Origin of the sequence: Nocardioides caricicola (assembly GCF_039541135.1) — a bacterium.
Classification (GTDB): domain Bacteria; phylum Actinomycetota; class Actinomycetes; order Propionibacteriales; family Nocardioidaceae; genus Nocardioides; species Nocardioides caricicola.
Genome location: NZ_BAABFQ010000003.1, coordinates 1,035,934 through 1,060,611, shown reverse-complemented (window position 1 = coordinate 1,060,611; position 24,678 = coordinate 1,035,934). Strand labels below are relative to the sequence as shown.

At 71.7% G+C, this 24,678-nt stretch carries 24 protein-coding genes; 21 read left to right on the top strand and 3 right to left on the bottom strand.

What is annotated here, in order from left to right:
- Nucleotides 1–27: 27 nt before the first annotated feature.
- The 4 genes from ilvC to ABD875_RS06960 all read left to right on the top strand — a co-directional run bounded on the left by ilvC (nucleotide 28) and on the right by ABD875_RS06960 (nucleotide 3,597).
- Entirely contained in the window at nucleotides 28–1,056 is a 1,029-nt protein-coding gene (gene ilvC / locus ABD875_RS06975) for a ketol-acid reductoisomerase (RefSeq protein WP_345172594.1), read from the top strand.
- Between the two features lie 116 nt (nucleotides 1,057–1,172).
- Nucleotides 1,173–2,381: a CaiB/BaiF CoA transferase family protein gene (locus ABD875_RS06970; protein ID WP_345172592.1), complete on the top strand. Its 1,209-nt coding sequence runs from the start codon at nucleotides 1,173–1,175 to the stop codon at nucleotides 2,379–2,381.
- Nucleotides 2,381–3,025: an isochorismatase family protein gene (locus tag ABD875_RS06965; protein WP_345172590.1), complete on the top strand. Its 645-nt coding sequence runs from the start codon at nucleotides 2,381–2,383 to the stop codon at nucleotides 3,023–3,025. Before ABD875_RS06970 ends, ABD875_RS06965 begins: the two co-directional genes overlap by 1 nt.
- Entirely contained in the window at nucleotides 3,022–3,597 is a 576-nt protein-coding gene (locus ABD875_RS06960; protein WP_345172588.1) for a hypothetical protein, read from the top strand. Before ABD875_RS06965 ends, ABD875_RS06960 begins: the two co-directional genes overlap by 4 nt.
- Nucleotides 3,598–3,654: 57 nt before the next feature.
- Here the strand turns inward: ABD875_RS06960 and ABD875_RS06955 are convergent, their stop codons facing one another.
- Nucleotides 3,655–4,254: a TetR family transcriptional regulator gene (locus ABD875_RS06955; RefSeq protein ID WP_345172586.1), complete on the bottom strand. Its 600-nt coding sequence runs from the start codon at nucleotides 4,252–4,254 to the stop codon at nucleotides 3,655–3,657.
- 73 nt (nucleotides 4,255–4,327) lie between these two features.
- On the opposite strand from ABD875_RS06955, the gene ABD875_RS06950 reads away from it, so the two are divergent.
- Nucleotides 4,328–5,713, top strand: a complete 1,386-nt coding sequence (locus ABD875_RS06950; RefSeq protein ID WP_345172584.1) for a serine hydrolase domain-containing protein — start codon at nucleotides 4,328–4,330, stop codon at nucleotides 5,711–5,713.
- Here the strand turns inward: ABD875_RS06950 and ABD875_RS06945 are convergent.
- Nucleotides 5,710–7,080: an MFS transporter gene (locus ABD875_RS06945; protein WP_345172582.1), complete on the bottom strand. Its 1,371-nt coding sequence runs from the start codon at nucleotides 7,078–7,080 to the stop codon at nucleotides 5,710–5,712. The genes ABD875_RS06950 and ABD875_RS06945 overlap by 4 nt on opposite strands.
- A 103-nt stretch (nucleotides 7,081–7,183) precedes the next feature.
- Between ABD875_RS06945 and ABD875_RS06940 the strand changes: the two genes are divergently transcribed.
- Nucleotides 7,184–8,806 (top strand): nitrilase-related carbon-nitrogen hydrolase, encoded by a 1,623-nt coding sequence (locus tag ABD875_RS06940; protein WP_345172580.1) that lies wholly within the window; start codon nucleotides 7,184–7,186, stop codon nucleotides 8,804–8,806.
- Complete coding sequence (locus tag ABD875_RS06935; RefSeq protein WP_345172578.1) at nucleotides 8,803–9,171, top strand: nuclear transport factor 2 family protein; 369 nt, start codon at nucleotides 8,803–8,805, stop codon at nucleotides 9,169–9,171. Before ABD875_RS06940 ends, ABD875_RS06935 begins: the two co-directional genes overlap by 4 nt.
- A gap of 8 nt (nucleotides 9,172–9,179) precedes the next feature.
- On the opposite strand, the gene ABD875_RS06930 is transcribed toward ABD875_RS06935, so the two are convergent.
- The gene (locus ABD875_RS06930; protein WP_345172576.1) at nucleotides 9,180–9,878 is read right to left on the bottom strand and encodes a GntR family transcriptional regulator; all 699 of its coding nucleotides are present in this window, start codon (nucleotides 9,876–9,878) and stop codon (nucleotides 9,180–9,182) included.
- Nucleotides 9,879–10,024: 146 nt separating this feature from the next.
- On the opposite strand from ABD875_RS06930, the gene ABD875_RS06925 reads away from it, so the two are divergent.
- From ABD875_RS06925 to ABD875_RS06860, 14 genes are all read left to right on the top strand, one after another.
- Nucleotides 10,025–11,305, top strand: coding sequence for a flavin reductase (locus ABD875_RS06925; RefSeq protein ID WP_345172574.1), 1,281 nt, complete (start codon nucleotides 10,025–10,027; stop codon nucleotides 11,303–11,305).
- Complete coding sequence (locus tag ABD875_RS06920; protein WP_345172572.1) at nucleotides 11,302–12,588, top strand: acyl-CoA dehydrogenase family protein; 1,287 nt, start codon at nucleotides 11,302–11,304, stop codon at nucleotides 12,586–12,588. The genes ABD875_RS06925 and ABD875_RS06920 overlap by 4 nt, the downstream gene beginning before the upstream one ends.
- Before the next feature lie 8 nt (nucleotides 12,589–12,596).
- On the top strand, nucleotides 12,597–14,081 hold the full coding sequence (locus tag ABD875_RS06915) for an aldehyde dehydrogenase family protein (protein ID WP_345172570.1): 1,485 nt from the start codon (nucleotides 12,597–12,599) through the stop codon (nucleotides 14,079–14,081).
- Complete coding sequence (locus ABD875_RS06910; RefSeq protein WP_345172568.1) at nucleotides 14,078–14,959, top strand: isocitrate lyase/PEP mutase family protein; 882 nt, start codon at nucleotides 14,078–14,080, stop codon at nucleotides 14,957–14,959. The genes ABD875_RS06915 and ABD875_RS06910 overlap by 4 nt, the downstream gene beginning before the upstream one ends.
- Nucleotides 14,956–16,173: an FAD-dependent oxidoreductase gene (locus ABD875_RS06905; protein WP_345172566.1), complete on the top strand. Its 1,218-nt coding sequence runs from the start codon at nucleotides 14,956–14,958 to the stop codon at nucleotides 16,171–16,173. The genes ABD875_RS06910 and ABD875_RS06905 overlap by 4 nt, the downstream gene beginning before the upstream one ends.
- A complete protein-coding gene (locus ABD875_RS06900) occupies nucleotides 16,170–17,618 on the top strand; it encodes an aldehyde dehydrogenase family protein (RefSeq protein ID WP_345172564.1) in 1,449 nt (482 codons plus the stop codon). Before ABD875_RS06905 ends, ABD875_RS06900 begins: the two co-directional genes overlap by 4 nt.
- Before the next feature lie 69 nt (nucleotides 17,619–17,687).
- Nucleotides 17,688–18,503 carry a hypothetical protein gene (locus tag ABD875_RS06895; protein WP_345172562.1) on the top strand — a complete coding sequence of 272 codons (816 nt, stop codon included), beginning with the start codon at nucleotides 17,688–17,690 and terminating at the stop codon, nucleotides 18,501–18,503.
- A 4-nt stretch (nucleotides 18,504–18,507) separates the two neighbouring features.
- A complete protein-coding gene (locus ABD875_RS06890) occupies nucleotides 18,508–19,497 on the top strand; it encodes an alpha/beta hydrolase family protein (RefSeq protein ID WP_345172560.1) in 990 nt (329 codons plus the stop codon).
- A gap of 11 nt (nucleotides 19,498–19,508) precedes the next feature.
- Nucleotides 19,509–20,738 (top strand): aromatic ring-hydroxylating dioxygenase subunit alpha, encoded by a 1,230-nt coding sequence (locus tag ABD875_RS06885; protein ID WP_345172558.1) that lies wholly within the window; start codon nucleotides 19,509–19,511, stop codon nucleotides 20,736–20,738.
- Complete coding sequence (locus ABD875_RS06880) at nucleotides 20,735–21,499, top strand: hypothetical protein (RefSeq protein ID WP_345172555.1); 765 nt, start codon at nucleotides 20,735–20,737, stop codon at nucleotides 21,497–21,499. Before ABD875_RS06885 ends, ABD875_RS06880 begins: the two co-directional genes overlap by 4 nt.
- Nucleotides 21,496–22,437: a hypothetical protein gene (locus tag ABD875_RS06875; protein ID WP_345172553.1), complete on the top strand. Its 942-nt coding sequence runs from the start codon at nucleotides 21,496–21,498 to the stop codon at nucleotides 22,435–22,437. The genes ABD875_RS06880 and ABD875_RS06875 overlap by 4 nt, the downstream gene beginning before the upstream one ends.
- Nucleotides 22,434–23,255, top strand: coding sequence for an SDR family NAD(P)-dependent oxidoreductase (locus ABD875_RS06870; protein ID WP_345172551.1), 822 nt, complete (start codon nucleotides 22,434–22,436; stop codon nucleotides 23,253–23,255). The genes ABD875_RS06875 and ABD875_RS06870 overlap by 4 nt, the downstream gene beginning before the upstream one ends.
- Nucleotides 23,255–23,935: a hypothetical protein gene (locus tag ABD875_RS06865; RefSeq protein ID WP_345172549.1), complete on the top strand. Its 681-nt coding sequence runs from the start codon at nucleotides 23,255–23,257 to the stop codon at nucleotides 23,933–23,935. The genes ABD875_RS06870 and ABD875_RS06865 overlap by 1 nt, the downstream gene beginning before the upstream one ends.
- Complete coding sequence (locus tag ABD875_RS06860) at nucleotides 23,932–24,678, top strand: maleate cis-trans isomerase family protein (protein WP_345172547.1); 747 nt, start codon at nucleotides 23,932–23,934, stop codon at nucleotides 24,676–24,678. The genes ABD875_RS06865 and ABD875_RS06860 overlap by 4 nt, the downstream gene beginning before the upstream one ends.

The window sequence follows — 24,678 nt, the reverse complement described above, 5'->3', positions numbered from 1 at the left end:
GCACCACAACCAGAAGGAGAAGCCCCCGTGGCTGAGATGTTCTACGACGACGACGCCGACCTGTCCCTGATCCAGGGCAAGAACGTGGCGGTCATCGGCTACGGCAGCCAGGGCCACGCCCACGCGCTGTCCCTGCGCGACTCGGGCGTCGACGTCCGCGTCGGTCTGCAGCCGGGCTCGAAGAGCCGGGCCAAGGCGGAGGCCGAGGGCCTGCGCGTGGTGACCCCGGCCGAGGCCGCGGAGGAGGCCGACGTCATCGTCATCCTCGCGCCCGACCAGCACCAGCGGAAGCTGTACGCCGAGGAGATCGCGCCGCAGCTCGCCGCCGGCGACACCCTCGTGTTCGGCCACGGCTTCAACATCCGCTTCGGCTTCATCACCCCGCCCGACGGCGTCGACGTGTTCATGGTCGCGCCGAAGGGCCCGGGCCACCTGGTCCGTCGTGAGTACGTCGACGGCCGCGGCGTCCCGGTGCTCGTCGCCGTCGAGAAGGACGAGTCGGGCAACGCCTGGCCGCTGGCCCTGTCGTACGCCAAGGCCATCGGCGGCCTGCGCGCCGGCGGCATCAAGACCACGTTCACCGAGGAGACCGAGACCGACCTGTTCGGCGAGCAGGCCGTGCTCTGCGGCGGCGCCTCGCAGCTGGTCATGTACGGCTTCGAGGTCCTCACCGAGGCCGGCTACCAGCCGGAGGTCGCCTACTTCGAGTGCCTGCACGAGCTCAAGCTGATCGTCGACCTCATGTACGAGGGCGGCATCGCCAAGCAGCGCTGGTCGGTCTCCGACACCGCCGAGTTCGGCGACTACGTCTCCGGCCCGCGGGTCATCACCCCGGACGTGAAGAAGAACATGGAGGACGTGCTCGCCGACATCAAGAACGGCTCGTTCGCCAAGCGCTTCATCGACGACATGGACAACGGCTCGCCGGAGTTCAACGAGCTGCGCAAGAAGGGCGAGCAGCACCCGATCGAGCAGACCGGTCGCGAGCTGCGCAAGCTGATGGCGTGGGTCAAGAGCCACGACTCGGACTACACCGAGGGCACCGCCACCCGCTGACGCTTCGGGTCGTCCGCCTCTCGGCTGCCTCTGGGCCCGTGAGAGGCGGACGACTCGTCATTTCGGGGTGCGGGACCCGCCTCGCGGCGCGGTATATCTGATATACGATCTGGCGCATGACGACTCCAGCGCCACTCCCGGGGCCGCTCGCCGGCGTCCGCGTGCTCGAGGCGGGCCAGCTGCTGGCCGGGCCGTTCGCGGCCACCCTGATGGCCGACCAGGGCGCCGACGTGATCAAGGTCGAGGCACCGGGGACCGGCGACCCGATGCGGCAGTGGGGACGCACCGACGGCACGTCGCTGTGGTGGCCGGTCGTCGGCCGGAACAAGCGCACGGTCACGCTCAACCTCCGCGAGGAGGAGGGCCAGGAGCTCTTCCTGCAGCTGGTCGCGAAGTCCGACATCATCGTCGAGAACTTCCGGGCCGGCACGTTCGAGAAGTGGAACCTCTCCTACGAGCGGCTGCGCGAGGTCAACCCGGGCATCATCCTGGTCCGGGTGACCGGCTACGGCCAGACCGGGCCGTACTCCTCGCGGGCGGGCTACGGCTCGATCGGCGAGGCGATGGGGGGCCTGCGGTACATCCTGGGCGACCCCGACCGGCAGCCGTCGCGCGCCGGGATCTCGATCGGCGACTCGCTCGCGGCCATGCACGCGACGGTCGGGGCGCTCTCGGCGCTGCAGCACCGCAACGCCACGGGGGAGGGTCAGGTCGTCGACGCCTCGATCTACGAGTCCGTGCTGGCGATGATGGAGTCGCTGGTCACCGAGTGGGACCAGGCCGGCTACCAGCGCGAGCGCACCGGCGCGATCCTGCCGAACGTGGCGCCGTCGAACGTCTACCCCACGAAGGACGGCCAGCTGATCCTGATCGCGGCCAACCAGGACTCGGTCTCCTCGCGCCTGTTCGCGATGATGGGGCACCCGGAGTGGTCCGAGCCGGGGCACCCGTACTCCACCCACGTCGGCCGCGGCAAGGACCAGACCCACCTCGACGAGCTGATCTCGGAGTGGACAGCAACCGTCGACGCGGCGGAGCTGCTCGACATGATGGACGCCGGCGGCGTGCCGGCCGGGCGGATCTACAAGGCCGCCGACATGCTCGCGGACCCGCACTTCAAGGCCCGCGAGTCGATCGTCCAGGTGCCCGACCAGACCTTCGGCACGCTGAAGATGCAGAACGTCGTCCCGAAGCTCTCGGCGACGCCCGGCTCGATCCGGTGGACCGGCGCCGACCTCGGCCAGTTCAACGACGAGGTGTACGGCGAGCTGCTGGGCCTCGACGAGGCGACCCGCGCCGGGCTCACGGCCCGGGGGATCATCTGATGGACCGCGACGCCGACTACGAGGCCGTGGGCTTCCGGGGCCGGATCGGCTTCGGCGAGCGCCCGGCGGTCGTGGTCGTCGACGTCGTCCGCGCCTATCTGGACGGGCCGCTGACGGACTCGGACGGCCGGTTCGAGAGCGCGCGCGCCAGCGCCGCCCGGATCGTCGACGCGGCCCGGGCCGGCGGGCACCCGGTGGTCTTCACCGCGGTGAAGATCGCGCCCGGCGGCGCCGACGCCGGCTGGTTCGCGGTCAAGGTGCCCGGGCTCTCGGTGTTCGAGGAGGGCTCGCCGTACGCCGCCTTCCCGGAGGCGCCGGCACCGCTGCCCGGCGAGGTCGTGGTGACCAAGCAGTACGCGTCGTCGTTCTTCGGCACCAGCCTGGCCGCGACCCTCAACGCCCAGCGCGTCGACACCGTGATCGTGCTGGGCTTCTCGACCAGCGGCTGCGTGCGGGCCACCGCGCTCGACGCGCTGCAGCACGGCTTCCGGCCGATCGTGGCCGCCGACGCGTGCGGCGATCGCGACCAGGCCACGCAGGACCAGAACCTCTTCGACCTCGACAGCAAGTACGCCGACGTCCTCCCCGAGGCGGACGTCGTCGACTACCTGACTTCAGGCCAGACCTCAGGAGCGACCAGATGACCACGACCGACCTCAACGGCGACCTCAGCTGGACGGAGCACGCCATCTCGGGCTCGGACAAGCCGGCCCGGATGGTGATGCTGCACGCGAGCGCGGAGCGCAACACCCGCACGGTGCTCGTCGAGTTCCCGCCGGCATGGAGCCGCGACGCCGTCGGCCACCAGCCGGCCGGTGAGGAGATGGTGATCCTCGCGGGCGCGCTGTCGATCAGCGGCCACACGGCCCCGAAGGGCTCGTACCTGCTCGTCGAGCCGCGCGCGACGCGGTCGGCCACCTCGGTCGAGGACGGCACCCGCGCACTCGTGTGGTTCTCCGGCCCCGGCGGCGGCTGGACCGACGGTGCGGCCGACGACGCCGGCGCGATCAGCACCGCGCCCGTCACCGTCGACCTGAGCCGCGCGCCGAGCGACCGGATGTCCGGGTCGGTGTCGGTGCACGTCGACCTCGCCGAGCAGACCTTCCCGAACGACGTCGACGTGCTCTGGACCGACCACGGTCGGTGGGCGCACGTCGCGTCGGGCGAGGTGGTCCCGGGTCTCACCGGCACCGCCGTCGTACGTCACTGGGGCTGAACCCTCACCAGGTGGCCGAACGCCACCAGGCGGTCGTCGGTGTGCCGGGCGACCGGCTCAGGCCAGCCGGGAGCGCAGGCCTGCGATCAGCGTCTCGACCCCGAAGGTCCAGACGTACTCGTAGTCGGCGACGTCCTTCTCGATGGCCCGCACGAGCGGGAACGACTCCTCGGGCAGCTCGTCGAGATGGGTCTCGAGGATCTCGCCGCGTGCGACCATGCTGCGCTCCATGCCGATCATCAGCGCGAGGTAGGACGCGGACTTGATCGCCGCGAAGCCGTCGCTGGTGCTGAAGCCCGCCTCGGTGAACGCCGCCATCGCCACCTCGAACGACGCCGCCGCGCGGGCACCCTGGACGGGTCGCTGCTGGAGTGCGTGGAACGCGCCCGGGTGGGTGGCGGCGATCCCGACGACGCCGTCGACGTACTGACGCACCCAGTCGTCCCACGCGACCGGTCCGGTCGGCAGCTTCGCCTCGTCGAGCAGCAGCTCGACGATCCCGTCGGTGACCGCGTCGCGGGTGGGGACGTGGTTGTAGAGCGAGGTGACGTGCACGCCGAGCTCGGCGGCGATCTTGCGCAGCGTCACCGCGTCCGGGCCGTCGCGGTCGGCGAGCCGGACCGCGGTCTCGAGGATCCGTTCCCGGGTCAGTGCCACATCGCCTCCCTTGACAAACCTACGCTGTAGGTTAACAGTACCTACACTGTAGGTACGCACCCCAGGAGGAACCGTGTCGCTCACCCAGCCCGATCTCGAGAAGTTGCTTGTCGAGCTCATCGACAAGCACCAGGTCCCCGGCGCGCAGCTCGCGGTGCTCGACGGCGACACGATCACCGAGGTGGCCGCGGGGGTGCTCAGCATCCGCACCGGCTGCCCGGTGCGCACCGACGCGCTGTTCCTGCCCGGGTCGATCGGCAAGCTCTACACCGCCACGCTCGTGCTGATGCTCGCCGACGAGGGCAAGGTCGACCTCGACCGGCCGGTGAAGACCTACCTCCCGGACTTCGAGGTGCGCGACGTCCACGCGCGCGACACCGTCACGGTGCGCGACCTGCTGCGCCACAGCAGCGGCTTCGACGGCGACGTCTTCATCGACACCGGTCGCGGGGACGACGCGCTGCCGCGCTACCTGGACGAGATCCGCGACCTGCCGCAGATCGCCGAGCCCGGGCGGATCTGGAGCTACAGCAACAGCGGTTACTCGATCCTCGGTCGCCTGGTCGAGGTCGTCGGCGGCACCGTCTTCGAGACCGCGCTGCGCGAGCGGCTGCTCGACCCGCTCGGCCTGCAGAGCTCGGTGGTCTTCGCCGAGGAGGTGATCGGGCACCCGAACTCCGTCGGCCACGTGCCGAACCCGGAGGACCCGGACTCGCTCATGGTCAGCCCTCAGTGGGGGCTCTACCGCTCGTGCGGCCCGATGGGCGCCTCGCTGGTCGCCAGCGCCGGCGACGTGATCCGGTTCGCGAAGCTGCACCTCGACGGCGGCGTGGCCGCGGACGGCACCCGGTTGCTGTCGGCCGAGCTGGTGGCGGCGGCCCAGGTGCCGCAGATCGACCTCGTCGACGACACCGTGCTGGGGGAGTCGTGGGGCCTCGGCTGGATCCTCGACCATGTCGGCGACGTGAGGGTGATCGGCCACGACGGCAACTCGCTCGGGCAGAACGCCTTCATGCGGATCGCGCCCGAGGAGCGCTTCGGCTTCTGCCTGCAGACCAACGTCGAGAGCGCGCTGACGATGTACCGCGAGCTGGCGGACTGGCTGTTCGAGCAGCGCCTCGGCGCCACGCTCCGCAAGGACCCGGAGCCGCTCGACTCGCAGGTGGTCGCCGACCCGAGCCGGTACGTCGGCACCTACTCCCGTGAGGGTGTCGCTCTCGAGGTCGCCGCGGCCGATGACGGCTCCCTGGTCGCGAGCTTCATGATCACGCGTGAGGAGCTCGGGGACATGCCGCCGATGAACGACCTGCCGCTGGTGCGGGTCGAGCGCGACGACTCGTTCCTGCTCGACCTGCCGATCGCCGACGCCGCGCTGCTGGCGGTCTTCTTCAACCCGGTCGACGAGTCAGCAGCGCCGACGTACCTGCACTTCGGGGGCCGCGCGCACAAGCGGGTCTAGCCGGCCAGGGCTGCCTGGGCGTCGGCGTCGTAGGTCTTGCGGATCCGGGCCGCTACGCCGATGCAGATGAACACCGGCGGCAGCAGGGTCAGCATCGCGTACTGCAGCGACTGGGCCTTATCGAGGTCGAAGACGTCGCCGAGCAGCGTGGAGACCACGCCGATCAGCAGCGGTCCGGCGGAGCCGCCGAGGGTGACGAGGAAGGTGAGGACCGCGAAGCCCATGCCGCGACCGTTGGCGGGCACGACGTCGGCGTTGGCTGCCGTCATGTTCGGGATCGCGGCGGCGAAGCCGACGCAGGCCAGCGCGATCATCGAGCTGCGCACGGCGACACCGGGCAGGACGACGGCGCCGAGGAGGCCGAGCCCGCCGACGAGCAGGAAGATCGCGGAGACCTGGATCCGCCAGCCCGGCCGCAGCCCGTGGTACTTGTCGCCGAACTTCGAGCCGAGCACGATGCCGACCACGATGCCGGTGCCGCCGACCGCCCCGGCGAGGGAGGACGCGGTCGCCTCGCTCACGCCCTCGACGCGGACGAGGAACGTGGGCATCCAGTAGAACAGCCCGGCGACGCCCAGGGACAGCATCGCCAGGGCGACGGTCACGCCGCGCAGGGTCGGGATGCGCAGCAGGTCGGCGGTCTGGGCCCAGATGGACCGGGTGTCGACCACGTGCTGGGTCTCGGCGACCCGGCCGTCGCCCAGCCGGGCCTGCTCGATCCGGTCGCCGACGCCGCGGATCGGGTCCTTGACCGTCAGCACGAGGGCGGCGACGAGGACGCCGGGGATGGCGGCGACGAAGAAGACCGTGCGCCAGTCGTAGGCGTCGGCGATCGCGCCGCCGAGGATGACGCCGGCGGGCAGGCCCATGTAGTAGCCCGCGCGCTCGAAGCCGTACGCCTTGGAACGGCTGCGGCCCGGGTAGTAGTCGGCCAGCAGCGAGGAGGCCGGCGGGTTGTAGAGCTGGCCGGCGCTGCCGATGAGGACCCGGACGACGAAGAACATCAGGAACGAGGTCGCGAGGCCGCTCGCGACCGAGCAGAGCGCCCAGATCAGCACGACGACGGAGATCGTCACGACGCGGGGCGCCCGGTCGGCGAGGCGGCCGGCGGGGAGCACGAGGAGGGCGCCCGCGAGGGAGGCGGCGGTCGGGATCGCGCCGGCCCAGGTGTCGCTGAAGCCGAAGTGGTCCTGGATCTTGGGCAGCGCGCCCGCGATCAGGTTGACCTCCACGCGGTCCACGAACGCGACGAGGGCGATGACGATCGCGGCCCACCACCCGAACGGCGCGGCGCGCTCGATGTCGACGGCGACCGGCGGCCTGTTCCGGAACGCCGCCACCTCCACGACGCCGCCCTTCGGTGTCACGGACTGATCCCGTGTCGCTTCCGACATCCGGCCTGCTCCTACTGTTCGAGGGGTTCGTGTGCCACGCTTGAGCTAGAGCGTAGATCATATATAGGAGTGGTGAATGTCGATCTTGCGTGTGGCCGCCGTCCAGTTCGCCGTGACGGAGGACGTCGACGAGAACCTCGCGACCTGCCTGCGGATGACCGACCGGGCCGCCGCCGAGGGCGCCCGCGTGGTGGTGCTGCCGGAGTTCTGCAACCACGTCTCCTGGTACGACGACCGCGCGCACGCGCGGAGCAAGGCGCTCACCCTCGACGGCCCGTTCGTCGCCGCGCTGGCCGCGAAGGCCGCCGAGCACGGCCTCCACCTGATGGCCAACGTGACCCTGGCCAGGGAGGACGGCCGCACCACCGGCAGCAACATCCTGTTCGCTCCCGACGGCACGATCCTCGGGGTCACCGACAAGCAGGTGCTGATGGGCAGCGAGCGCGACCACCTCGACCCCGCCATCGCCCCGTCGCCGGTGATCGACACCGCGTTCGGCCGCGTCGGGCTGTACTCCTGCATGGACGGCGTCATCAACGAGACCCCGCGGATGCTGGCGGTCGGCGGTGCCCAGGTGCTGCTGAACAGCCTGAACTCGTTCGCCCTCGACGAGGCCTCGCTGCACATCCCGGTCCGCGCCGTCGAGAACCGGGTCTGGGTGGTGGCGGCGAACAAGGTCGGCCCGCTGGTCCCCGAGCGCAGCATCCAGATGGTCGCCGAGCGGGTCGGGGTCCCGGCCGAGCGCCTCCACGGCGCGGGGGAGAGCCAGATCGTGGCGCCCGACGGCACCGTGGTCGCCATGGCGCCGCGCACCGGCGAGGCCGTGGTCGTCGCCGACATCGACGTCGACCTCGCCGACGACAAGCGCCGCCCCGACGGCACCGACGTGATGAGCTCGCGCCGCCCCGACATCTACGGCCCGATCCTCGACGCGCCCCGCGGCCGCCAGCGACCCGCCGGTGCCGACGAGCTGCTCACCGCCGTCGTCAGCCCCGCCGACGGCGACGACGTGCTGGCGCTGCTGAAGGACGCCATCGGCACCGGCGCCGGGCTGGTCGTCCTGCCCGAGCTCGCTGACGTCGACCGCGACGCGATCGCGGCGGCCCTCGCGGGCACCGACACCCTGGTCGCGACCAGCGTCGCCGAGGGTGACGCCCACCTCGGCCTCGTGCTCGCCGCGGACCGTGTGGTGCTGCGCCAGCCCACCCTGCACCCCTGCGCGCGCACGCCCTGGGCCACTGCTCACGGCGACGGCATCGCGGTCGTCGACCTGCCCTGGGGCCGGCTCGCGATCATCGTCGGCGACGACGCGCTCTACCCCGAGACGTTCCGCCTCGCGGCCCTGCAGGACGTCGACGTCGTCGCGGTCCCGTTCACGACCCAGGCCGGCGCCGACCTCGATCCGCTCCTGCTCGAGCGGGCGGCGGAGAACCGGCTGAACGTCGCGGTTGCCAGCCGGCGCGGCGAGCAGGGCGGGGGAGCGCTGTTCCCGCTGTCGGCCGACTTCACGCTGTGGGCGCCGGACCGCGGTCCGTTCTCGGGCATCATCAGCCGGCCCGACCCGGTGCTCGCGACCGGCCCGGTCGAGGTCGCCACGCTGCGCCCGGCGCAGGCGGTGAACCGGTTCGTCAGCAAGGGCACCGATCTGGTCGACGGCCGCCCGTGGGAGCTGGCCCAGGTCCTGGTCGCCGGCCGGTGATCGAGGAGGCGCGGGCCGTCGCGGAGCGCTGGCTGCCGGCGTTCCTCGAGGGGCGCCGCGCCGACGACGAGCTCTACGCCGAGGGTGTCACCACGTGGCACAACATCGGCGAGCGCGAGGCGGAGGTCCAGCGGACCCCGTCCCGCACGCGGCAGGTCGAGGCCGGTGCCGACCTGCGCGTCGAGGACGTCCGGATGCACGTGTTCGACGGCGGCTGGGTGCTGCAGGCGACCACGGTCGGGACCAACGCGGCCGGCGCGCTGGTGCGGGTCCCCACCTGCCTGGTGGTCACGCTCCGCGACGGCAGGATCGCCCGCTTCGAGGAGTACGCCGACTCGCGGGCGGCCGACGCACTCTTCGGCTGAGCGGCAGGTCAGGCCTCGACGCGCTGCTCGAGCGCCGCGGCCAGGGCGTGCTCGCTCGCCTCGAGGTGCGCGATCCACGCCGCGTGCAGCTCGTCGGTCTTGCCGGCGATCGCGAGGTCCAGCAGGTGCCGGTGCTCCCCGATCCGGCCCTCGGTGGTCTCCGCGCCCCGGTCGAGCCCACCGATGAGGAGGTGCAGGTAGCGGTCGGCGGCGTGCCACAACAGGTCGAGCACCCTCCGGTCCGCGGCGCCGGCGGCGTCGTCGATGAGCGCGGCGTGGAACGCGTGGTGTGCGGCAGCCAGGGCCGCGGGCTCACGCTCGATCTCGGCGTACTCGTCGAGGGCGTCCTGGGCCAGGGCCAGCCGCTCGTCGGACATGGTGGCCATCGCGCGCACGACGAGGTCGCCCTCGATCAGCTTGCGCAGCCGGTAGATGTCGGCGAGGTCCTCGGGGCTGAGGGAGGCGACCAGCGCGGAGCGGCCGGGGCGCAGGCTGACCAGCCCCTCGCTCTCCAGCCGGCGCAGCGCCTCGCGCACCGGGATGTGGGAGACGTCGAACTGCTCGCACAGCTCCACGATCGACACCGCCGAACCCGGCTGGATGTCCCCGTTGAGGATCGCGCGGTGCAGCTCGTCGGTGACCCGGTCGACCAGCGACTGGTGGGCGATCGGCCGCACCGGCGTTGCCGTTCCTGGGCGTCGAGCCATCGTTTCTTCTCTCCCTGGGTCGTCCTTCCGGCGAGCAGCTGATCACCGGTAGCCACATCGTCGCACGCAGCAAACCCCGTCAACGGCACCGTTGCGCTTCCGCGCCTATCGGATATCGTATATTCTCTACCGCCAGGGAGGTGTTCATGGTCGATCCGTCGACGTTCCGCAACGTGCTGAGCCAATGGCCCAGCGGTGTCACTGTCGTGACGACGCTGGTCGACGGCGTGCGCCACGGGATGACGGCCAGCTCCTTCTCGAGCGTCAGCGCCGATCCGCCGCTGGTGTCGGTGTGCCTCTCCCGCCACCTCTACTCGCACGAGCTGATCGCGAGCAGCGGCGTGTTCGGCATCAACATGCTCGCCAAGGACCAGGCCGAGGTGGCCCGCCGCTTCGCCGGCATGGTGCCCGACGTCGAGGACCGGTTCGCCGGCGAGAGCTGGACGACCGCGCAGACCGGCGTCCCGCTGCTCGACTCCGCCCTGGGGTGGCTCGACTGCAAGGTCGTGCACGAGTACCCCGGCGGCGACCACACGATCTTCGTCGGCGAGGTCGTCGCCGGCCACGCCGCGCCGCGTACGGCGCCGCTGCTGTTCCACTCGCGCAGCTGGGGCCAGTTCGCCGACGTCCTGCCGACCGCCGCGACCGTCGCCGACGGCGGCGTGGTCGCGTCGCTGCGGGCCCGTTCCCACCCGATCAGCGCGATCTTCGACACCGTCCGTGAGCTCGCGGCCGCGGGCGTGCGGGTCCGGCTGCTCGACCTCACCCGGGACGAGCCACCGGTCGGCGTGCCGGAGGAGCTCAAGGAGCGCGGCACCGCGCTGGTGGGCACGATCGAGCAGCGCGACCGCGCCCTGGAGCTCGGCCTGTCGACCGTCGAGGTCACCGTCGACCCGTCGAACCTCGCCGACCTCGACCGGGTCCTCGCGATCGCGGACGGCGCCCCCAGCAACGTGGTCGTGATCCTCGACGACGCGTTCGCGCCGGCGCGCCACGACGTCGTGCTCGGCTCGGTCGTCGCACTGTCCGCGGCCGGGGTCGCCGAGATCGGCCTGTCCGAGACCGGCGACACCGCGACGCCGCTGCGGGTGCGCTCCCTGCTGCAGGACGCCGTCGGCCTGGCCCGGCCGGTGCCGCTGCGGATGCACCTGCGCAACCACGACCGGCTCGGGCTGGTCAAGGCGATCGTCGCGCTCAAGAGCGGCGTCCACCACTTCGACACCACCCTGTCCGGCCTGGACGGGACCGTCGCCACCGAGGACCTCGTGCGCCTGTTCGGCGGCGTCGAGGTCGACTCGCCGGCCGACGCCGACCGGGTCGACAACGCCGCCGACGCGCTGCGCCGTGCGCTCGCGCCGACCGGCGTCACCACCCCTGACCTCGTGACCGAGCCGGTCACGACCAACCCCGTAGGAGCCGCAGGATGACGGGCAAGCTCACCGCTGAGTACCTCCTTCCGGACCTGACCGACGCGGAGCGCGAGCGCGCCGCCCGGGTCGAGTCCGTGCTGCCGGCGATCGCCGCTGCCGCCCAGTCCGCGGACGAGTCCGCCGCGCTGCCCGAGGGCCACATCAAGCTGCTCGCCGACGCGGGCCTGCTCGGCCTGGTCGTCCCCGAGGAGTACGGCGGCCTCGGTGGCGGGCTGCGTGACCTCGCGGCGACGACGTACACCCTCGGCACGGTCTGTGGCTCGACCGCGCTGGCCTTCTTCTTCCACTGCTCGTCGTCCTCGCGCGGCATGCTGCCGCTGGCGGCGCTCGACGCCGGCCTCTACGACGAGGACGAGGCGCCGGTCGTGCGCGCCTTCGCCGAGAAGGTGCTGCACCTGATGGGCACCGAGCAGAAGGCGATCGGCAACTTCGCCAGCGAGGCGGTCAAGGCCTCGAACGCCAACGTGCTGATCCGCACCACCGCGACCCGCACCGAGGGCGGCTGGCTGCTCAACGGCGAGAAGTCGTTCGGCTGCCTCTCCGGCACGGCTGACTACTACCTGGTCACCGCCCGCCGCGAGGACGTCGAGGGTCTCGACGCGCTGACGCTGTTCCTCGTGCCGCGCGAGACCGAGGGCTCGCGCCCGCGCTCGGCCTGGCTCGGCCTGGGCATGCGCGCCTCCGACAACAACGGCCTGGTCATGGAGAGCTGCTTCGTCCCCGACGAGCTCTCGCTGGCCGTGCCCGGCGCGTTCACCCGCGCCACCTCGATGTCGCGCGGCTCGTGGGTCGGCAACCAGATCGCGATCGCCGCGATCTACGCCGGCATCGCCCAGGGCGTCTGGGACTACGCGATGGGCCGCACCATGTCGGCGACGTTCGCCGACACCGGCAAGCCGATCGCGTCCAGCCCGATGCACCAGGTCCTCATCGGGGACGGCGAGCAGCACCTCGCCGAGGCGCACCTGTGGCTGCGCCGACAGATCGAGCTCGAGGCCAGCGACCCGCCGATGCTGCCCAAGCAGGAGGTCGTGAAGAGCTGGAAGCTCGCCAAGGGCGCCATCTGCGAGCACGCCCACCAGGTCTCGCTGGCCGCGCTGAAGATGTGCGGCACGTCCGGCGCCCTCCTGGGCAACGAGATCGGCCGCGCCGTCCGCGACACCGCGATGGGGCTGGTCCAGGCGTTCCCGGCCGAGCGCGGGAAGCTGGACCTGGCGAAGATGATTGTCGAGGACGAGGGCTACGCGGGCCTCACCACCACTGACAGCTTCAAGAAGTAGGAGCACCCTTGACCACCACCCGCCTGGAACTGCCCGAGGCCGTCCAGCTGGTCGCAGGCACCTGGTCGGTCCCGACCGGTGCGCTCGACCTGAAGCTCGAGGACTCCTACACCGGTACGACGGTCGGCGCGGCCGCCGAGTCCGACGCGGAGTCGGTCGAGCAGGCAGCCGCCGCAGCCTGGGCGGCGTACGAGAACGGCAGCTGGGCCGACCTCGGCCCCGAGGGCCGGGCGACGATCCTCGAGGCGGTCGCCGATGCACTCGAGCCCGAGCTGGAGCGGCTGTGCGCGCTGGAGTCGTTCGCGACCGGCGTGCCGATCCGGCAGACCTCGATCGTCGGCATCATCGTCCCGGGAGCGTTCCGGCTCGCCGCCGGCATGCTGCGCGCGGGCGTGCTGTCCGACCAGCTGACCTCCGACGCCGGCAACACCGTCGAGGTGCACCGGCTGCCGCTCGGCCCGGCCCTGTGCCTGGTGCCGTGGAACGCGCCGGCGCCGATGGCGGCCCACAAGGTCGCCAGCGCCCTGGCCGCGGGCGCGCCCGTCATCCTCAAGCCGAGCGAGTACGCGCCGTACGGCACGACCGAGCTGGCCCGGGTCGTCGGCCGGGTGCTCGCCGAGCACGACGTCGACCCCGGCGTCTTCCAGCTGGTGCAGGGCGGCTCGTCCGTCGGCGGCCGGCTGGTGCGGGACGCGCGGATCCGCGCGGTCTCGTTCACCGGTGGCGCGCTCGGTGGCAAGGCCGTCGCCGCGGCCTGCGCCGAGGACTTCACCGCGCTGCAGCTCGAGCTCGGCGGCAACAACCCGCTGGTGATCATGCCCGACGCCGACCCGGCCGCCGCCGCGCGCGCCGCGGCCGACCTGCTGACGACGCTCAACGGCCAGTGGTGCCGCGCGCTCGGCCGCCTGGTGCTGCCCGCCGCGATCGCCGACGAGGTCCTCGGCCTCACCCTCGAGCGGCTCGCGGCCCTCAACGTCGGCGACCCGCTCGACCCCGAGACCGACCTCGGCCCGATCGTGCACTCCGGCCACCTGGCCCGGCTGCGCGAGGAGATCGCCGACCGCGAGGGCGCCGGCGGTGTCGCGCACGCGAGCACGCCGCTGCCCGGCGGCCCGGGCGCGTTCCTCGCGCCGACCCTGCTCACGGGCGTCCCGTCGGACGCCGCGACCGAGGAGGTGTTCGGCCCGGTCGCCACCGTGCACACCTACGAGACCGAGGCGGAGGCGCTCGCGCTGGCGAACGGCACGCCGTTCGGGCTCGAGGGCTACGTCGTCGGCACCGACACCGACCGGGCGCTCGCGCTGGCCCGCAAGGTCCGTGCCGGCGAGGTCAAGGTCAACGGCTCGACGATCATGAGCCTGCACCTGATGTCGCCGCGTCCGGCCTGGGGCTTCTCCGGCCTGGGCGAGGAGGGCACCGTCGAGACGATCCGCATCTTCACCGGCGCCCGCGTCGTCGGCGTCGAGGGCATGTCGGCCCTGCACGGGCGATGACTCGTCCCACGTCGGCCCAGCGCTTCAGGGAGATCCTGGCCGGGCCCGACCTGGTCCACTTCCCAGGCGTGCACGACGCCGTCAGCGCGCGCCTCGCCGCACGCGCCGGAGTCGTCGGCGCGCACCTGTCGGGTGCGGTCGCCTCGGCGGTGCAGCTCGGCCTGCCGGACCTCGGCTACGTGCACGCGACCGACATCGTGCGCGTCGCGCAGAGCGTCGTGCCCGCCCTCGACGGCCTGCCGCTGCTGGCCGACGCCGACACCGGCTACGGCAACGCGCTGCAGGCGCGGGCCACGGCCCGGGCGTACGCCGCCGCCGGGATCGCCGGCCTGCACCTGGAGGACCAGGTCGCGCCGAAGCGCTGCGGCCACCTCGCCGGCAAGCAGGTCATCGACGTCGACGAGGCCGTCGCTCGCGTCCGCGCGATGGTCGAGGCCGAGGCGGAGATCGTGGTCGTGGCCCGCACCGACGCCCTGGGCGTCGAGGGCATCGGGTCCGCCATCGAGCGCTGCGTCGGCTTCGCCGAGGCGGGCGCCGACGCGGTGTTCGTCGAGGGCGCCGGCATCGACGACATCGCCGCCGTCGCGCAGGCCGTCACGAGCTGCCCGCCGATGGTGTTCAACCGGTCCGAGGCCGCCGGAACCGGCGCCGCTCCCGACTGGTCCGCGCTGCAGGACCTCGGCGTCCGCGTCGTGATCCACCCCGTGTCCGCGCTGCTCGCCGCCGCGCAGGCGCAGGTCGCCGTGTACGCCGCGGTCGCGGCCCACGGCGACGCCGGGCAGGTCGCCCGGCTGGGCTGGAGCGAGCTCACCGAGCTGCTCGGCCTGCCCGACCTCCTCACCCTCGAGCAGCGGTACGCCGCAGGAGATGCCTCATGACTTCCCCGGAGAAGACGCACGTCGTTGTTGCAGGTGCCGGCCCGGTCGGCATGACCGCGGCGCTGCTGATGGCGCGCGGCGGCGTGCAGGTGACCGTCCTCGAGGCGGGGGAGTCGCTGGCCGGCGAGTCGCGCGCGTCGACGTTCCACCCGCCCAGCCTGGAGATGCTCGACGACCTCGGCGTGCTCGAGCCGCTGATGGAGCGCGGCCTGGTGTCGACCGGCTTCCAGTACCGCGACCGGCGTACCGGCCCGATCGCCGACCTCGACCTCGGCGTGCTGTCCGAGGACACCCGCTTCCCGTTCCGGGTCCAGCTCGAGCAGTCCAAGCTGACGCCGATCGTCCTCGAGGTCCTGCAGGGCATGGCCAACGTGACCGTGCACTTCGGCCAGCGGGTCGTGCAGGCCACGACCGACGGCACGACGGCCACGGTGACCACCGAGGCCGGCGACACCTTCACGGCGGACTGGGTGCTCGGCGCCGACGGCGCCAACTCGCAGGTGCGCCAGACCGCCGGGTTCACCTTCGAGGGCATGACCTACCCCGAGCGGTTCCTGGTCGCGTCCACCACCGAGGACCTCGAGTCGATCCTGCCGGGCATCTCCGCGGTCAACTACGTCTTCGACCCCACCGAGTGGCTGGTGCTGCTGCGCACGCCGGAGCACTGGCGGATCCTCTTCCCGACCGACCAGGACACGCCGGACGAGGTCGAGAGCGACCCGGCCCGGATCCAGGAGCGGCTGCGGGGCGTGGCCGACCTCGGCCGGGACTGGGACGTCCTGCACACCACGCTCTACCGGGTCCACCAGCGCGTCGCCGACACGTTCCGCAAGGGCCGGCTGCTGCTGATGGGCGACGCCGCGCACATCAACAACCCGCTCGGCGGGATGGGCATGAACAGCGGCCTGCACGACGCGTACGTCGAGACCAAGGCCCTGCTCGCCCTGATCGAGGGCGAGGGCACGCTCGAGGAGCTCGACGAGGCGTGCGAGGCGCGCCGGCAGGTCGCGCTGTCGTACGTCAGGACGATCACCCACGACAACTGGGAGAAGCTGCGCCAGGACGACCCCGAGGCGATCAAGGCGTACCACGACGAGCTGCGTGACCTCGCCTCCGACCGTGAGCGGATGCGCAAGCACCTGCTGAACACCTCGATGATCAACTCGCTGCGCGGCGTCGGCGTCGTGGACATGGTCGGTGTGAAGAGCACATGACCGGGGCGATCATCGAGCGGGAGAACCCCGCCCGGAACGACGAGCTCGTCGGCAACGTCGTCGCGGCCACGCCCGCGGAGGTCGACCTCGTCGTCGCGAACGCCCGCAAGGCCCAGCCCGAGTGGGCCGCGCTCGACGTGGACTCGCGGGCGACCGCCGTCCGCACCGGTGCCGAGCGGATCGTCGCCGAGGTCGACACCCTCGCCGAGCTGATGGCGCGTGAGACCGGCAAGGTCCTGGGGGACTGCCGCGGCGAGCTGCTGTTCTCCGCGGCGGTGCTGCGCTGGGCGGCCGACCGCGCGCCGGAGCTGCTCGCCGACCACGTCATCGACGACGAGGCGGGCCGGCTGCTGCTGCGCCGCCGACCGTACGGCGTGGTCGCGGCGGTGACGCCGTGGAACGCGCCGGTCATCCTCGCGGTCCTCAAGCTCGGTCCCGCGCTGGTGGCCGGCAACGCGGTGGTCGTGAAGCCGTCGCCGTTCGCGCCGTTCGCGATCGCGCGCGTCGTGGAGCTGCTCGGCGGATGGATGCCCGAGGGGACCGTGCAGGTCGTGCAGGGCGAGGCCGAGACCGCGACCGCGCTGGTCGGCCATCGCGGTGTCGACCGCGTCGCGTTCACCGGCGGCGAGAACGCCGGCCGCGCCCTGGCGTCGATCGCCGGGCAGGCCCTCACGCCGGCCCTGATGGAGCTCGGCGGCAACGACCCCGCGATCCTGCTCGAGGACGCCGACCTCACGCCCGAGGCGATGGAGCGCCTGGTGATGGCGAGCTTCGCCACCTCCGGCCAGGTGTGCATGGCGGTCAAGCGGCTGCTGGTGCCGCGCCGGCGCTACGACGAGGTCGTCGACGCCTACCGCGCCGCGGCCGACCGGGTGCTGCGGGTCGGCGACCCCCTGTTCGAGGGGGTCACCCTCGGCCCGGTGGTCACCGCCGCGTCGGCGTCCCGGGTGCGCGGCCTGGTCGAGGACGCGGTGGCGTCCGGCGCGGAGGCGCTGGTCCTCGGCGGGACCGACGCCCACACCGACCTGGGCCGGGGCCACTTCCTCCGGCCCACGCTCGTGCTCGGTGCCTCGGACGCCGACCGGCTGGTCGCGGAGGAGCAGTTCGGCCCGACCGTTCCGCTGCTGGCGTACGACACCGTCGACGAGGCGGTCGCGCGCGCCAACGCCGGCGACCTCGGCCTCGGGGCGTCGGTCTGGTCGGCCGACGAGGACCGCGCGTTCGCGGTCGCGACGCGGCTCGAGGCCGGCTTCACGTTCGTCAACACGCACAACCGGACCGGCATGGCGCTGCGCGCGCCGTTCGGCGGCATCAAGCGGTCGGGATGGGGGCGGGAGTACGGCGACGAGGGGCTGCTGGAGCACACTCAGACGTGCGTCGTGCACGCGCCGGGAGCGTTCCGGCCGGGCGGCTCGGGACTCGGTGCCTCGGCGTACCCGGTCTGACTCCTGCGCGTGCCATAGATCATATATAGTTCCCGTGTTGTTCCGTCCGAAGGCAAAGCGAGGAGCCCGATGAGCCAGACCCTGAAGTCCGTGCAGGAGTTCTACGACGAGGCCCCGCCGACCGACATCACGGACATCTTCGGCACCTGGATGGAGCTCGTCGACGGCCTCCAGGCCAAGGTGGCCGAGCGCTTCGACCTCACCCGCGACCCCTCCACGGAGGTGCTCGAGAGCTTCGGAGGCGAGAACGGTGGCCCGACCGGCCGGATCCGCGGGTACGCCGGCCCGGAGATCGACTGGATGATCCACTCCCACATGGAGAACGCGAAGCTGGGCTTCGCCAACATCCACCTGACGATCTGGCTCGGCCCGCAGGTGAAGGTCCCGCACTTCGGCCTCGCGCTCGGCGCGTTCCCGCAGGCGTGGATCTTCGTCGACTCGGTGCCGCGGACCAACCTGCTCACCGACACCGACTCGTACGACACGTACTTCGGGCCGCTCAACGCGGAGTGGGAGAAGGTCCAGCAGGACAACGACTTCCTCGCGCCGTTCGTCAGCCGCAGCGGCTTCGTCCGGGCCAGCCTGTCGCCGATGGCGCACGCCTACACGGCACCGACCGACAGCCGCACCACCGACGTGGTGACCAAGCTCGCGCACGACCACCTCGACCGCTGGCTGCGCTGGGTCGACGAGGCCGAGCGGGTCCCCGCCGAGGAGCAGGCCGCGCTGGCCGCCGACGACCTGGCCACCCGGCGCAACATCGCCGACCGCGACCCGGCCAACGAGATGGGCGACCGGTTCTTCGGCAAGGAGCTCACCGACACGCTGGTCCGCGCCCTGTGGGGTGGCGACCGGCAGCTGCCGCGCCCGCTCGACTGGGCCTGAGCGCATGACGACCTTGGTCCGCAGCCTGCGCACCGCCACCCGGGTGCCCGGCGCGGAGGCGCCGTACGACACCGTGCACATCACCGTGCGCTACCCGGCGCGCCCGCCGCAGGACTCCGTCGAGGAGATGAGCGGGATGCTGCAGGCCGACCCGGACGGCGCGCCGTTCCCGGTCGTCGTGCTGGTCTCGGGCGTCAACGTCGCGGCCGACTCGTACCGCTGGCTCGCGTTCGAGCTGGTCGCGGCGGGCTTCGTGGTCGTCGGCTACGACTGGGTCGGTGAGCTGTTCCCGGGCCAGTACGGCCTGACGCCGGGCGTCGACATCGTCGCCGCCGGGCCCGACCACTACGGCGAACGGCCCACGACCCCGGCGCTGGCGCCGGTGCTGGAGGCGGTCGCCGCCCTCAACGAGTCCGGGCAGCTCGCCGGGCTGCTCGACCTCGACAAGGTCGCGCTGTTCGGGCACTCCGCCGGCGGCACCGTCGTGCTCCAGTCGGCGCGGCCGAGCTGGTTCCCGACCGTGCGGGCCGTGGTCACCTACGGCGCCCACACCATGGCCTCGCAGATGCTCGGCTACCCGCCCGGCATGCTGCTCCCGGTCCCGGTCAGCGCACCGACGATGCTGATCGCCGGGACCAACGACGGCGTCGTCGCCGCGAGCGCGATCCGCTACGGCGAGGACCCGACCTCGCCCGACCACAACCCGATCGAGCGCACCTGGCGCGAGGCGCTGCCCGAGACCACCGAGTCCTGGCTGGTGAACCTCGCGGGTGCCGGGCACCTGCTGGCCGCCCACCCGGAGGACCCGTCCACCGCGCGCGGCTTCCTGGAGACCCCCACCGACGCGGACCCCGAGCGCCTGCGTTCGGTCCTGACCGACGTGGTCACGACCTTCCTGAAGGTCCAGCTGACCGGAGACCCGGCCGCCAAGCAGCGGCTCGAGAGTCTCGCCGAGACCCATCCGACCGACATCGCCGACGTACGTCGCCGCTAGGAGGAACCCCTATGTTCAAGAACTTCTGGTACGCCGTCGAGTTCAGCGACGACGTCCTGCCCGGCAAGCCGATGAAGGTCAAGGTCCTCGGCCAGCAGCTCGTGCTCTACCGCAAGACCAGCGACAACTCGGTGGTCGCGATGTCGGACCTCTGCGTCCACCGCGGCGCGGCGCTGTCGAGCGGCGAGATCAAGGGCGACTGCATCGTCTGCCCGTACCACGGCTGGGAGTACAAGCCGAACGGCGAGGTGCAGAAGATCCCCGCGCACCCCGACAAGGGGATCCCGCGCAAGGCCCGCATCGACTCCTACCCGGTGCAGGAGAAGTACATGTTCGTGTGGGTCTACATGGGAGACCTGCCCGAGGAGGAGCGGCCGCCGATCCCGGACTGGTCCGACATCGACGACACCGAGACCTACCGCGCCGTCACGGGCTCGTTCCTCTGGAAGTCCAACTACGAGCGGATCCTCGAGAACGGCGTCGACGTCGCGCACACCCCGTTCGTGCACGGCGGCGTGTTCGGCAACAAGGAGAAGCCGGAGGTGCCGGAGTTCGAGATCGAGAGCTCGCCGTGGCACTGCAAGGTGTCGGTGGTGCTCAACCCGCCGAACTCCAAGGGCATCTGGGGCATGCTCAACCCCAACAAGACCAAGGACCTCCAGCAGCGTCCGCCGGTCCCGGTCTCCACGACCTGGTACCTCCCGAACATGATCCTGCTCGACGTCGGCACGCCCATGGGCGAGCTGAAGATCTTCGACGTCAACATCCCGATCGACGAGGAGACGACGCTGGTCAAGTTCGTCGCGCTCCGCACGTTCTTCAAGGGCAAGTGGGCCGACCGCGACGCCCGGCGCCGCGTGTTCAAGGTGCTCTACGAGGACCAGGCGATCGTCGACGACGTCCGCCCCGAGCTGCTGCCGTTCGACCTGTCCGACGAGCTGCACGTGAAGAGCGACTACAACGCGGTGCTCTACCGCCGCCGTCGCCAGGAGCTCATCGACGCCGGCTGGAGCGTCGAGGGCAACACGATCGTGGGCGAGGGCCCGGCGCGGGTCGAGGCGCGGGTCATCCCGTCGCCGATCCGCAAGGAGGTCCCCGAGCTGGCGAGCGCCTGGAACTTCAAGGAGGTTCGCAGCCGCCAGATCAAGTCCGGCGTGGACGCCCGGGAGGCGCGCGGCGACGTACCTCGCACCGACACCACCGGCAACTCCGGTTCGACCATCGAGGAGATCAAGGCATGACCAGCCTGTCCGGCACCCTGTGTCACAACACGCTCGACACCATCGTCGAGCGCGGCAACCTCACCGAGGTGCCCGCGGCCGACGGCGGCCCGCTCCTGGAGCTGGTCTCCGAGGCGTTCGGCCCGGTCGGCGAGGCTCGCGTGTTCACGGGCGAGCGGATCGCCAAGGCCGTGTACGTCGGTCTCGCGGTCCCGGCCATCGGGCTGGACAGCCACATGGTGTTCGCGTTCAGCCCGGCCGGCGTGCCGGTCCCGCACTTCACGCTGGACTCGGTGTTCGGCCAGGGCACCTACGCGTTCCACCTCGACCTGATCCCGCGCGTGGACATCGGCACCCACCTGGCGTACCTCGACTGGGCGCACACCCCGCTCGACGCGACGTTCGAGGAGGTCACCAACCGCCCGGGCCTGACCAAGACCGCGATCGGCCCGCGCCAGTTCTCGCTGATGTCGCCGTGGATGCTCGTGCAGCGCGCCGACGAGGAGGCGTTCCGCGGCATGGACGGCGCCGTCAAGGCCTACCTCGACCACTGGTTCAGCCTGGTCGAGGGCGAGGTGCCGGACGCCGTCCTCGCGGACGTGTCCGACACCGACCTGCCGACGCGCGACGAGCGCAACCGCGCCCTGGTCTTCAGCCCCGACGTCGACAAGGTCTGGGCCCAGGTGGAGCAGCTCATCGGCGCCGAGCAGACCGAGGCCGTGCGCACGCTGCTCCTCGACAACTCGATTCCGCAGATCTCTGGGGAAGAGGTGTCCGCGTGAGCAGCGAGTGGCAGAAGCGGATCGAGGGGGAGTGGCACGGTCGCCCGGGTCTCTTCGACGCCGAGGGCAACCACGTCGGCTTCGAGCGGGTCGACCGCGCGAGCGTCGTCGAGGACGGGGTGTCGCGGTACTGGATGCACACCTCGCTGGAGGGTGCGGGTCCGCTGCGCAACCGCTTCGAGCTGGGCGCGCACTTCGACTTCGGCATCGTCGACTCCGACCAGAACCGCGTCTACTGCGGTCCGGACTTCTACGGCACCGGCCAGCCCTACGGCCTGTTCGTCGAGGCCAACTACTACTCGCCGGGCTGGCAGGCCGACCTGCGCACGTGGAACCAGGTGCTCGCCGACGGTGAGACCCAGGTCTACTCCTCGGTCCTGCACGACGGCTGGGCCGTGTGCGCCGTCTTCAACGGCGTCTACAAGCGCACGTTCGACCACAAGACCAACCCGGAGACGCAGAAGTTCGTCGACGAGTGGATCGCGCTGGAGACCCAGCGCGGCTCGCGCCCGCAGGTCCTGCCGACCAAGGAGAAGGGCGCCTGGACCGGCGAGCTCTTCGTGAACCCGGTCGACCAGAGCGACGCGGGCAAGGTCGACGTGGTCATCGAGCACGACCCGCTGTCCCTGCGCCGTGCGCGCCAGCAGGTCACCTGGACCGGCGACGTCGAGCGCAGCTACGGCTTCGAGCGGCTCCGCGACGGCGCCCGCACGCAGTACGAGGGTCCCGACGTCTGGGGCAACGCGATCTCCTACGGCCGCGCGCTGTTCACCACGCAGCACCTGATGAACGCCGACTCGCGCGGGGTCGAGAAGATCCGCGGCCGCGAGGTGCTCATCGACGCCGACACCCGCGAGCTCGCGGTCGTCTGGCAGCTGATGAGCGGCGAGACCACCACGCACTTCGTGCACGGCCTGCTGACCTGGGAGAGCGCGTGACGTCCGGGAACGGCCGCGTCGTCGTCGTCACCGGCGGCACCCGCGGCATCGGGCTCGGCCTGGCCAAGGAGCTCGTCGCCCGCGACTGCCGCGTGGTGATCTGTGGCCGGTCGGAGGCCGCGGTGACGAAGGCGCTCGGTGAGCTGGACGCCGGCCAGAAGGCGACCGGCATCCCCGCCGACGTGACGTCGCGCGAGTCGGTGCAGGCGCTCTGGGACCACGCGGTGGCGACGTACGGCCACGTGGACATCTGGATCAACAACGCCGGCATCTCCGCGCCGCGCCGCCCGCTGACCGAGGTCTCGCAGGACACCGTCGCGTCCGTGGTGGCGACGAACCTGTTCGGCGCCACCAACGGCAGCGTGGTCGCGATGGCCGGGCTGCAGCAGCAGCCGGCCGGTGGCTGGATCTGGAACATGGAGGGCTTCGGCTCGACCGGTCAGGTGCAGCCCGGGATGGCGGCGTACGGCGCCTCGAAGCGGGCCGTGACCTACCTGACCGAGACGCTGGTCAAGGAGGCGAAGGACACCAACGTCAAGGTCGGGTTCCTGTCGCCCGGCATCGTCGCGACCGACCTGCTCATGGACGACTACGACGGCCAGCCCGAGGCGATGGAGAAGGCGAAGAAGATCTTCAACATCCTCGGTGACCGGGTCGAGACCGTGACGCCGTACCTCGCCGACGGCGTGCTCGCCGCGACCAAGTCCGGCACCCGCGTGGCCTGGCTGACCAAGGCCAAGGCCTTCGGCCGGTTCGCGACCGCCGGGTTCAAGAAGCGCGACATCTTCGCGCCCGAGACCCAGGGGAGTGCTGCCTGATGGCGGTCGACCCCTGCACCGAGTACGGCCTGGCGCTCGCCATCGAGGACTTCGTCCCGGTGCTGCTCGCCGGCTCCGGGTCCGTGGTGCTCGCGCAGGCCGCCGGCCGGGTGCTGCCCGCCGTCCGGATCCCGGCGCTGCTCGCCGGCGCGCTGGTCACTCTGGGTGGCTTCTGCAAGGCGCTCTGGAAGACGCTGGTCGCCGCGGAGCCCTGCCGGGACTACCCGTTCCTCGAGGGCATGCTGTTCCCTTGCCTCGCGTTCGGCTTCGCGGGCATCGCCTGCGCCCTGGTCGGCGTCTGGCGCGGCCAGCAGGTGCCGTGGTGGCCGTTCCTGGTCGTCCCCGGTGTCGGCGCCGTCCTGGCGCTGTCGGTGGGCGACACCTGGCCGCTGCTGGTCGTCGCGGCCATCGGTGCGGTGTTCGTCGGCATCCTGGGCATCCGCCTCTCGCGCCGGTTCGGGTTCACCGCCGGCATGGTGTTCTACACCGTCTACATCGTCGGCACGCTCGTGCTGCCGCCGCTGGCCGCCCGTCCGAACCAGTCGGAGGAGGTGCAGTGGGCGGAGCAGCTGACGAACTCCGTGGTCCAGCTGTGCTTCCTGCTCGGTGCGATCGGGCTGCGCAAGCGCGTGGCGCCGGCCGACGAGCCCACGCCCGTCAGTGCAGGAGCCCAGCAGTGACCGACCGCCTCGGCTACCGCCGCAAGTTCGGCGTGATCGCCCCGAGCACCAACACGATCGTGCAGCCCGAGTTCGACATGATGCGGGTCCCCGGCGTCACGTCGCACTACGGCCGGATCCTCATCCGTGACGGCCGGATCGGCGACGACGAGGGCATGGAGGCGCTGCTCGAGCAGATCCGCGCCTCGATGGCCGACTGCGTCGAGGGCATCATGACCATGCAGCCCGACTACATGGTGATGGGCATGAGCGCGGAGACGTTCTGGGACGGTGTCGAGGGCAACCGGCAGTTCGTCGCGCAGATCAAGGAGCTCTCGGGTGGCCTGGACGTCGCGACCGGCGCCGAGGCCTGCGAGCGGGCGCTGAAGCTCTTCGGCGCCAAGAAGATCGGCGTGGTCACGCCGTACACCCCGATCGGCGACGCCAACGTCCGCAAGTTCTTCACCGAGCTCGGCTTCGAGGTCGGCACGATCAAGGGCCTGTGCTGCCCGTCGGCGGTGTCGATCGCCCACGTGTCGGAGCAGACGCTGCGTGAGGCGATCCTCGAGGTCGACGGGCCGGACGTCGACGCGATCGTGCAGTGCGGGACCAACCTCTGCATGACCGAGCTCGCCGACGAGGCCGAGCGCTGGCTGGGCAAGCCGGTGATCGCGATCAACGCCGCGACCTGGTGGATGGCGCTGCGCGACAACGGCATCGACGAGAAGCTGTACGGCTACGGCTCGCTCCTGCGCGACCACTGA

Excerpts from the sequence above, each read along its gene's own strand:
- ABD875_RS06905 (WP_345172566.1), top strand. The coding sequence starts at position 14,956 with ATGACTTCCCCGGAGAAGACGCACGTCGTTGTTGCAGGTGCCGGCCCG.
- ABD875_RS06960 (WP_345172588.1), top strand. The coding sequence starts at position 3,022 with ATGACCACGACCGACCTCAACGGCGACCTCAGCTGGACGGAGCACGCC.
- ABD875_RS06880 (WP_345172555.1), top strand. The coding sequence starts at position 20,735 with ATGACCAGCCTGTCCGGCACCCTGTGTCACAACACGCTCGACACCATC.
- ABD875_RS06910 (WP_345172568.1), top strand. The coding sequence starts at position 14,078 with ATGACTCGTCCCACGTCGGCCCAGCGCTTCAGGGAGATCCTGGCCGGG.
- ABD875_RS06970 (WP_345172592.1), top strand. The coding sequence starts at position 1,173 with ATGACGACTCCAGCGCCACTCCCGGGGCCGCTCGCCGGCGTCCGCGTG.
- ABD875_RS06965 (WP_345172590.1), top strand. The coding sequence starts at position 2,381 with ATGGACCGCGACGCCGACTACGAGGCCGTGGGCTTCCGGGGCCGGATC.
- ABD875_RS06930 (WP_345172576.1), bottom strand. The coding sequence starts at position 9,878 with ATGGCTCGACGCCCAGGAACGGCAACGCCGGTGCGGCCGATCGCCCAC.
- ABD875_RS06900 (WP_345172564.1), top strand. The coding sequence starts at position 16,170 with ATGACCGGGGCGATCATCGAGCGGGAGAACCCCGCCCGGAACGACGAG.
- ABD875_RS06865 (WP_345172549.1), top strand. The coding sequence starts at position 23,255 with ATGGCGGTCGACCCCTGCACCGAGTACGGCCTGGCGCTCGCCATCGAG.
- ABD875_RS06940 (WP_345172580.1), top strand. The coding sequence starts at position 7,184 with ATGTCGATCTTGCGTGTGGCCGCCGTCCAGTTCGCCGTGACGGAGGAC.
- ABD875_RS06885 (WP_345172558.1), top strand. The coding sequence starts at position 19,509 with ATGTTCAAGAACTTCTGGTACGCCGTCGAGTTCAGCGACGACGTCCTG.
- ABD875_RS06890 (WP_345172560.1), top strand. The coding sequence starts at position 18,508 with ATGACGACCTTGGTCCGCAGCCTGCGCACCGCCACCCGGGTGCCCGGC.
- ABD875_RS06895 (WP_345172562.1), top strand. The coding sequence starts at position 17,688 with ATGAGCCAGACCCTGAAGTCCGTGCAGGAGTTCTACGACGAGGCCCCG.
- ABD875_RS06925 (WP_345172574.1), top strand. The coding sequence starts at position 10,025 with ATGGTCGATCCGTCGACGTTCCGCAACGTGCTGAGCCAATGGCCCAGC.
- ABD875_RS06920 (WP_345172572.1), top strand. The coding sequence starts at position 11,302 with ATGACGGGCAAGCTCACCGCTGAGTACCTCCTTCCGGACCTGACCGAC.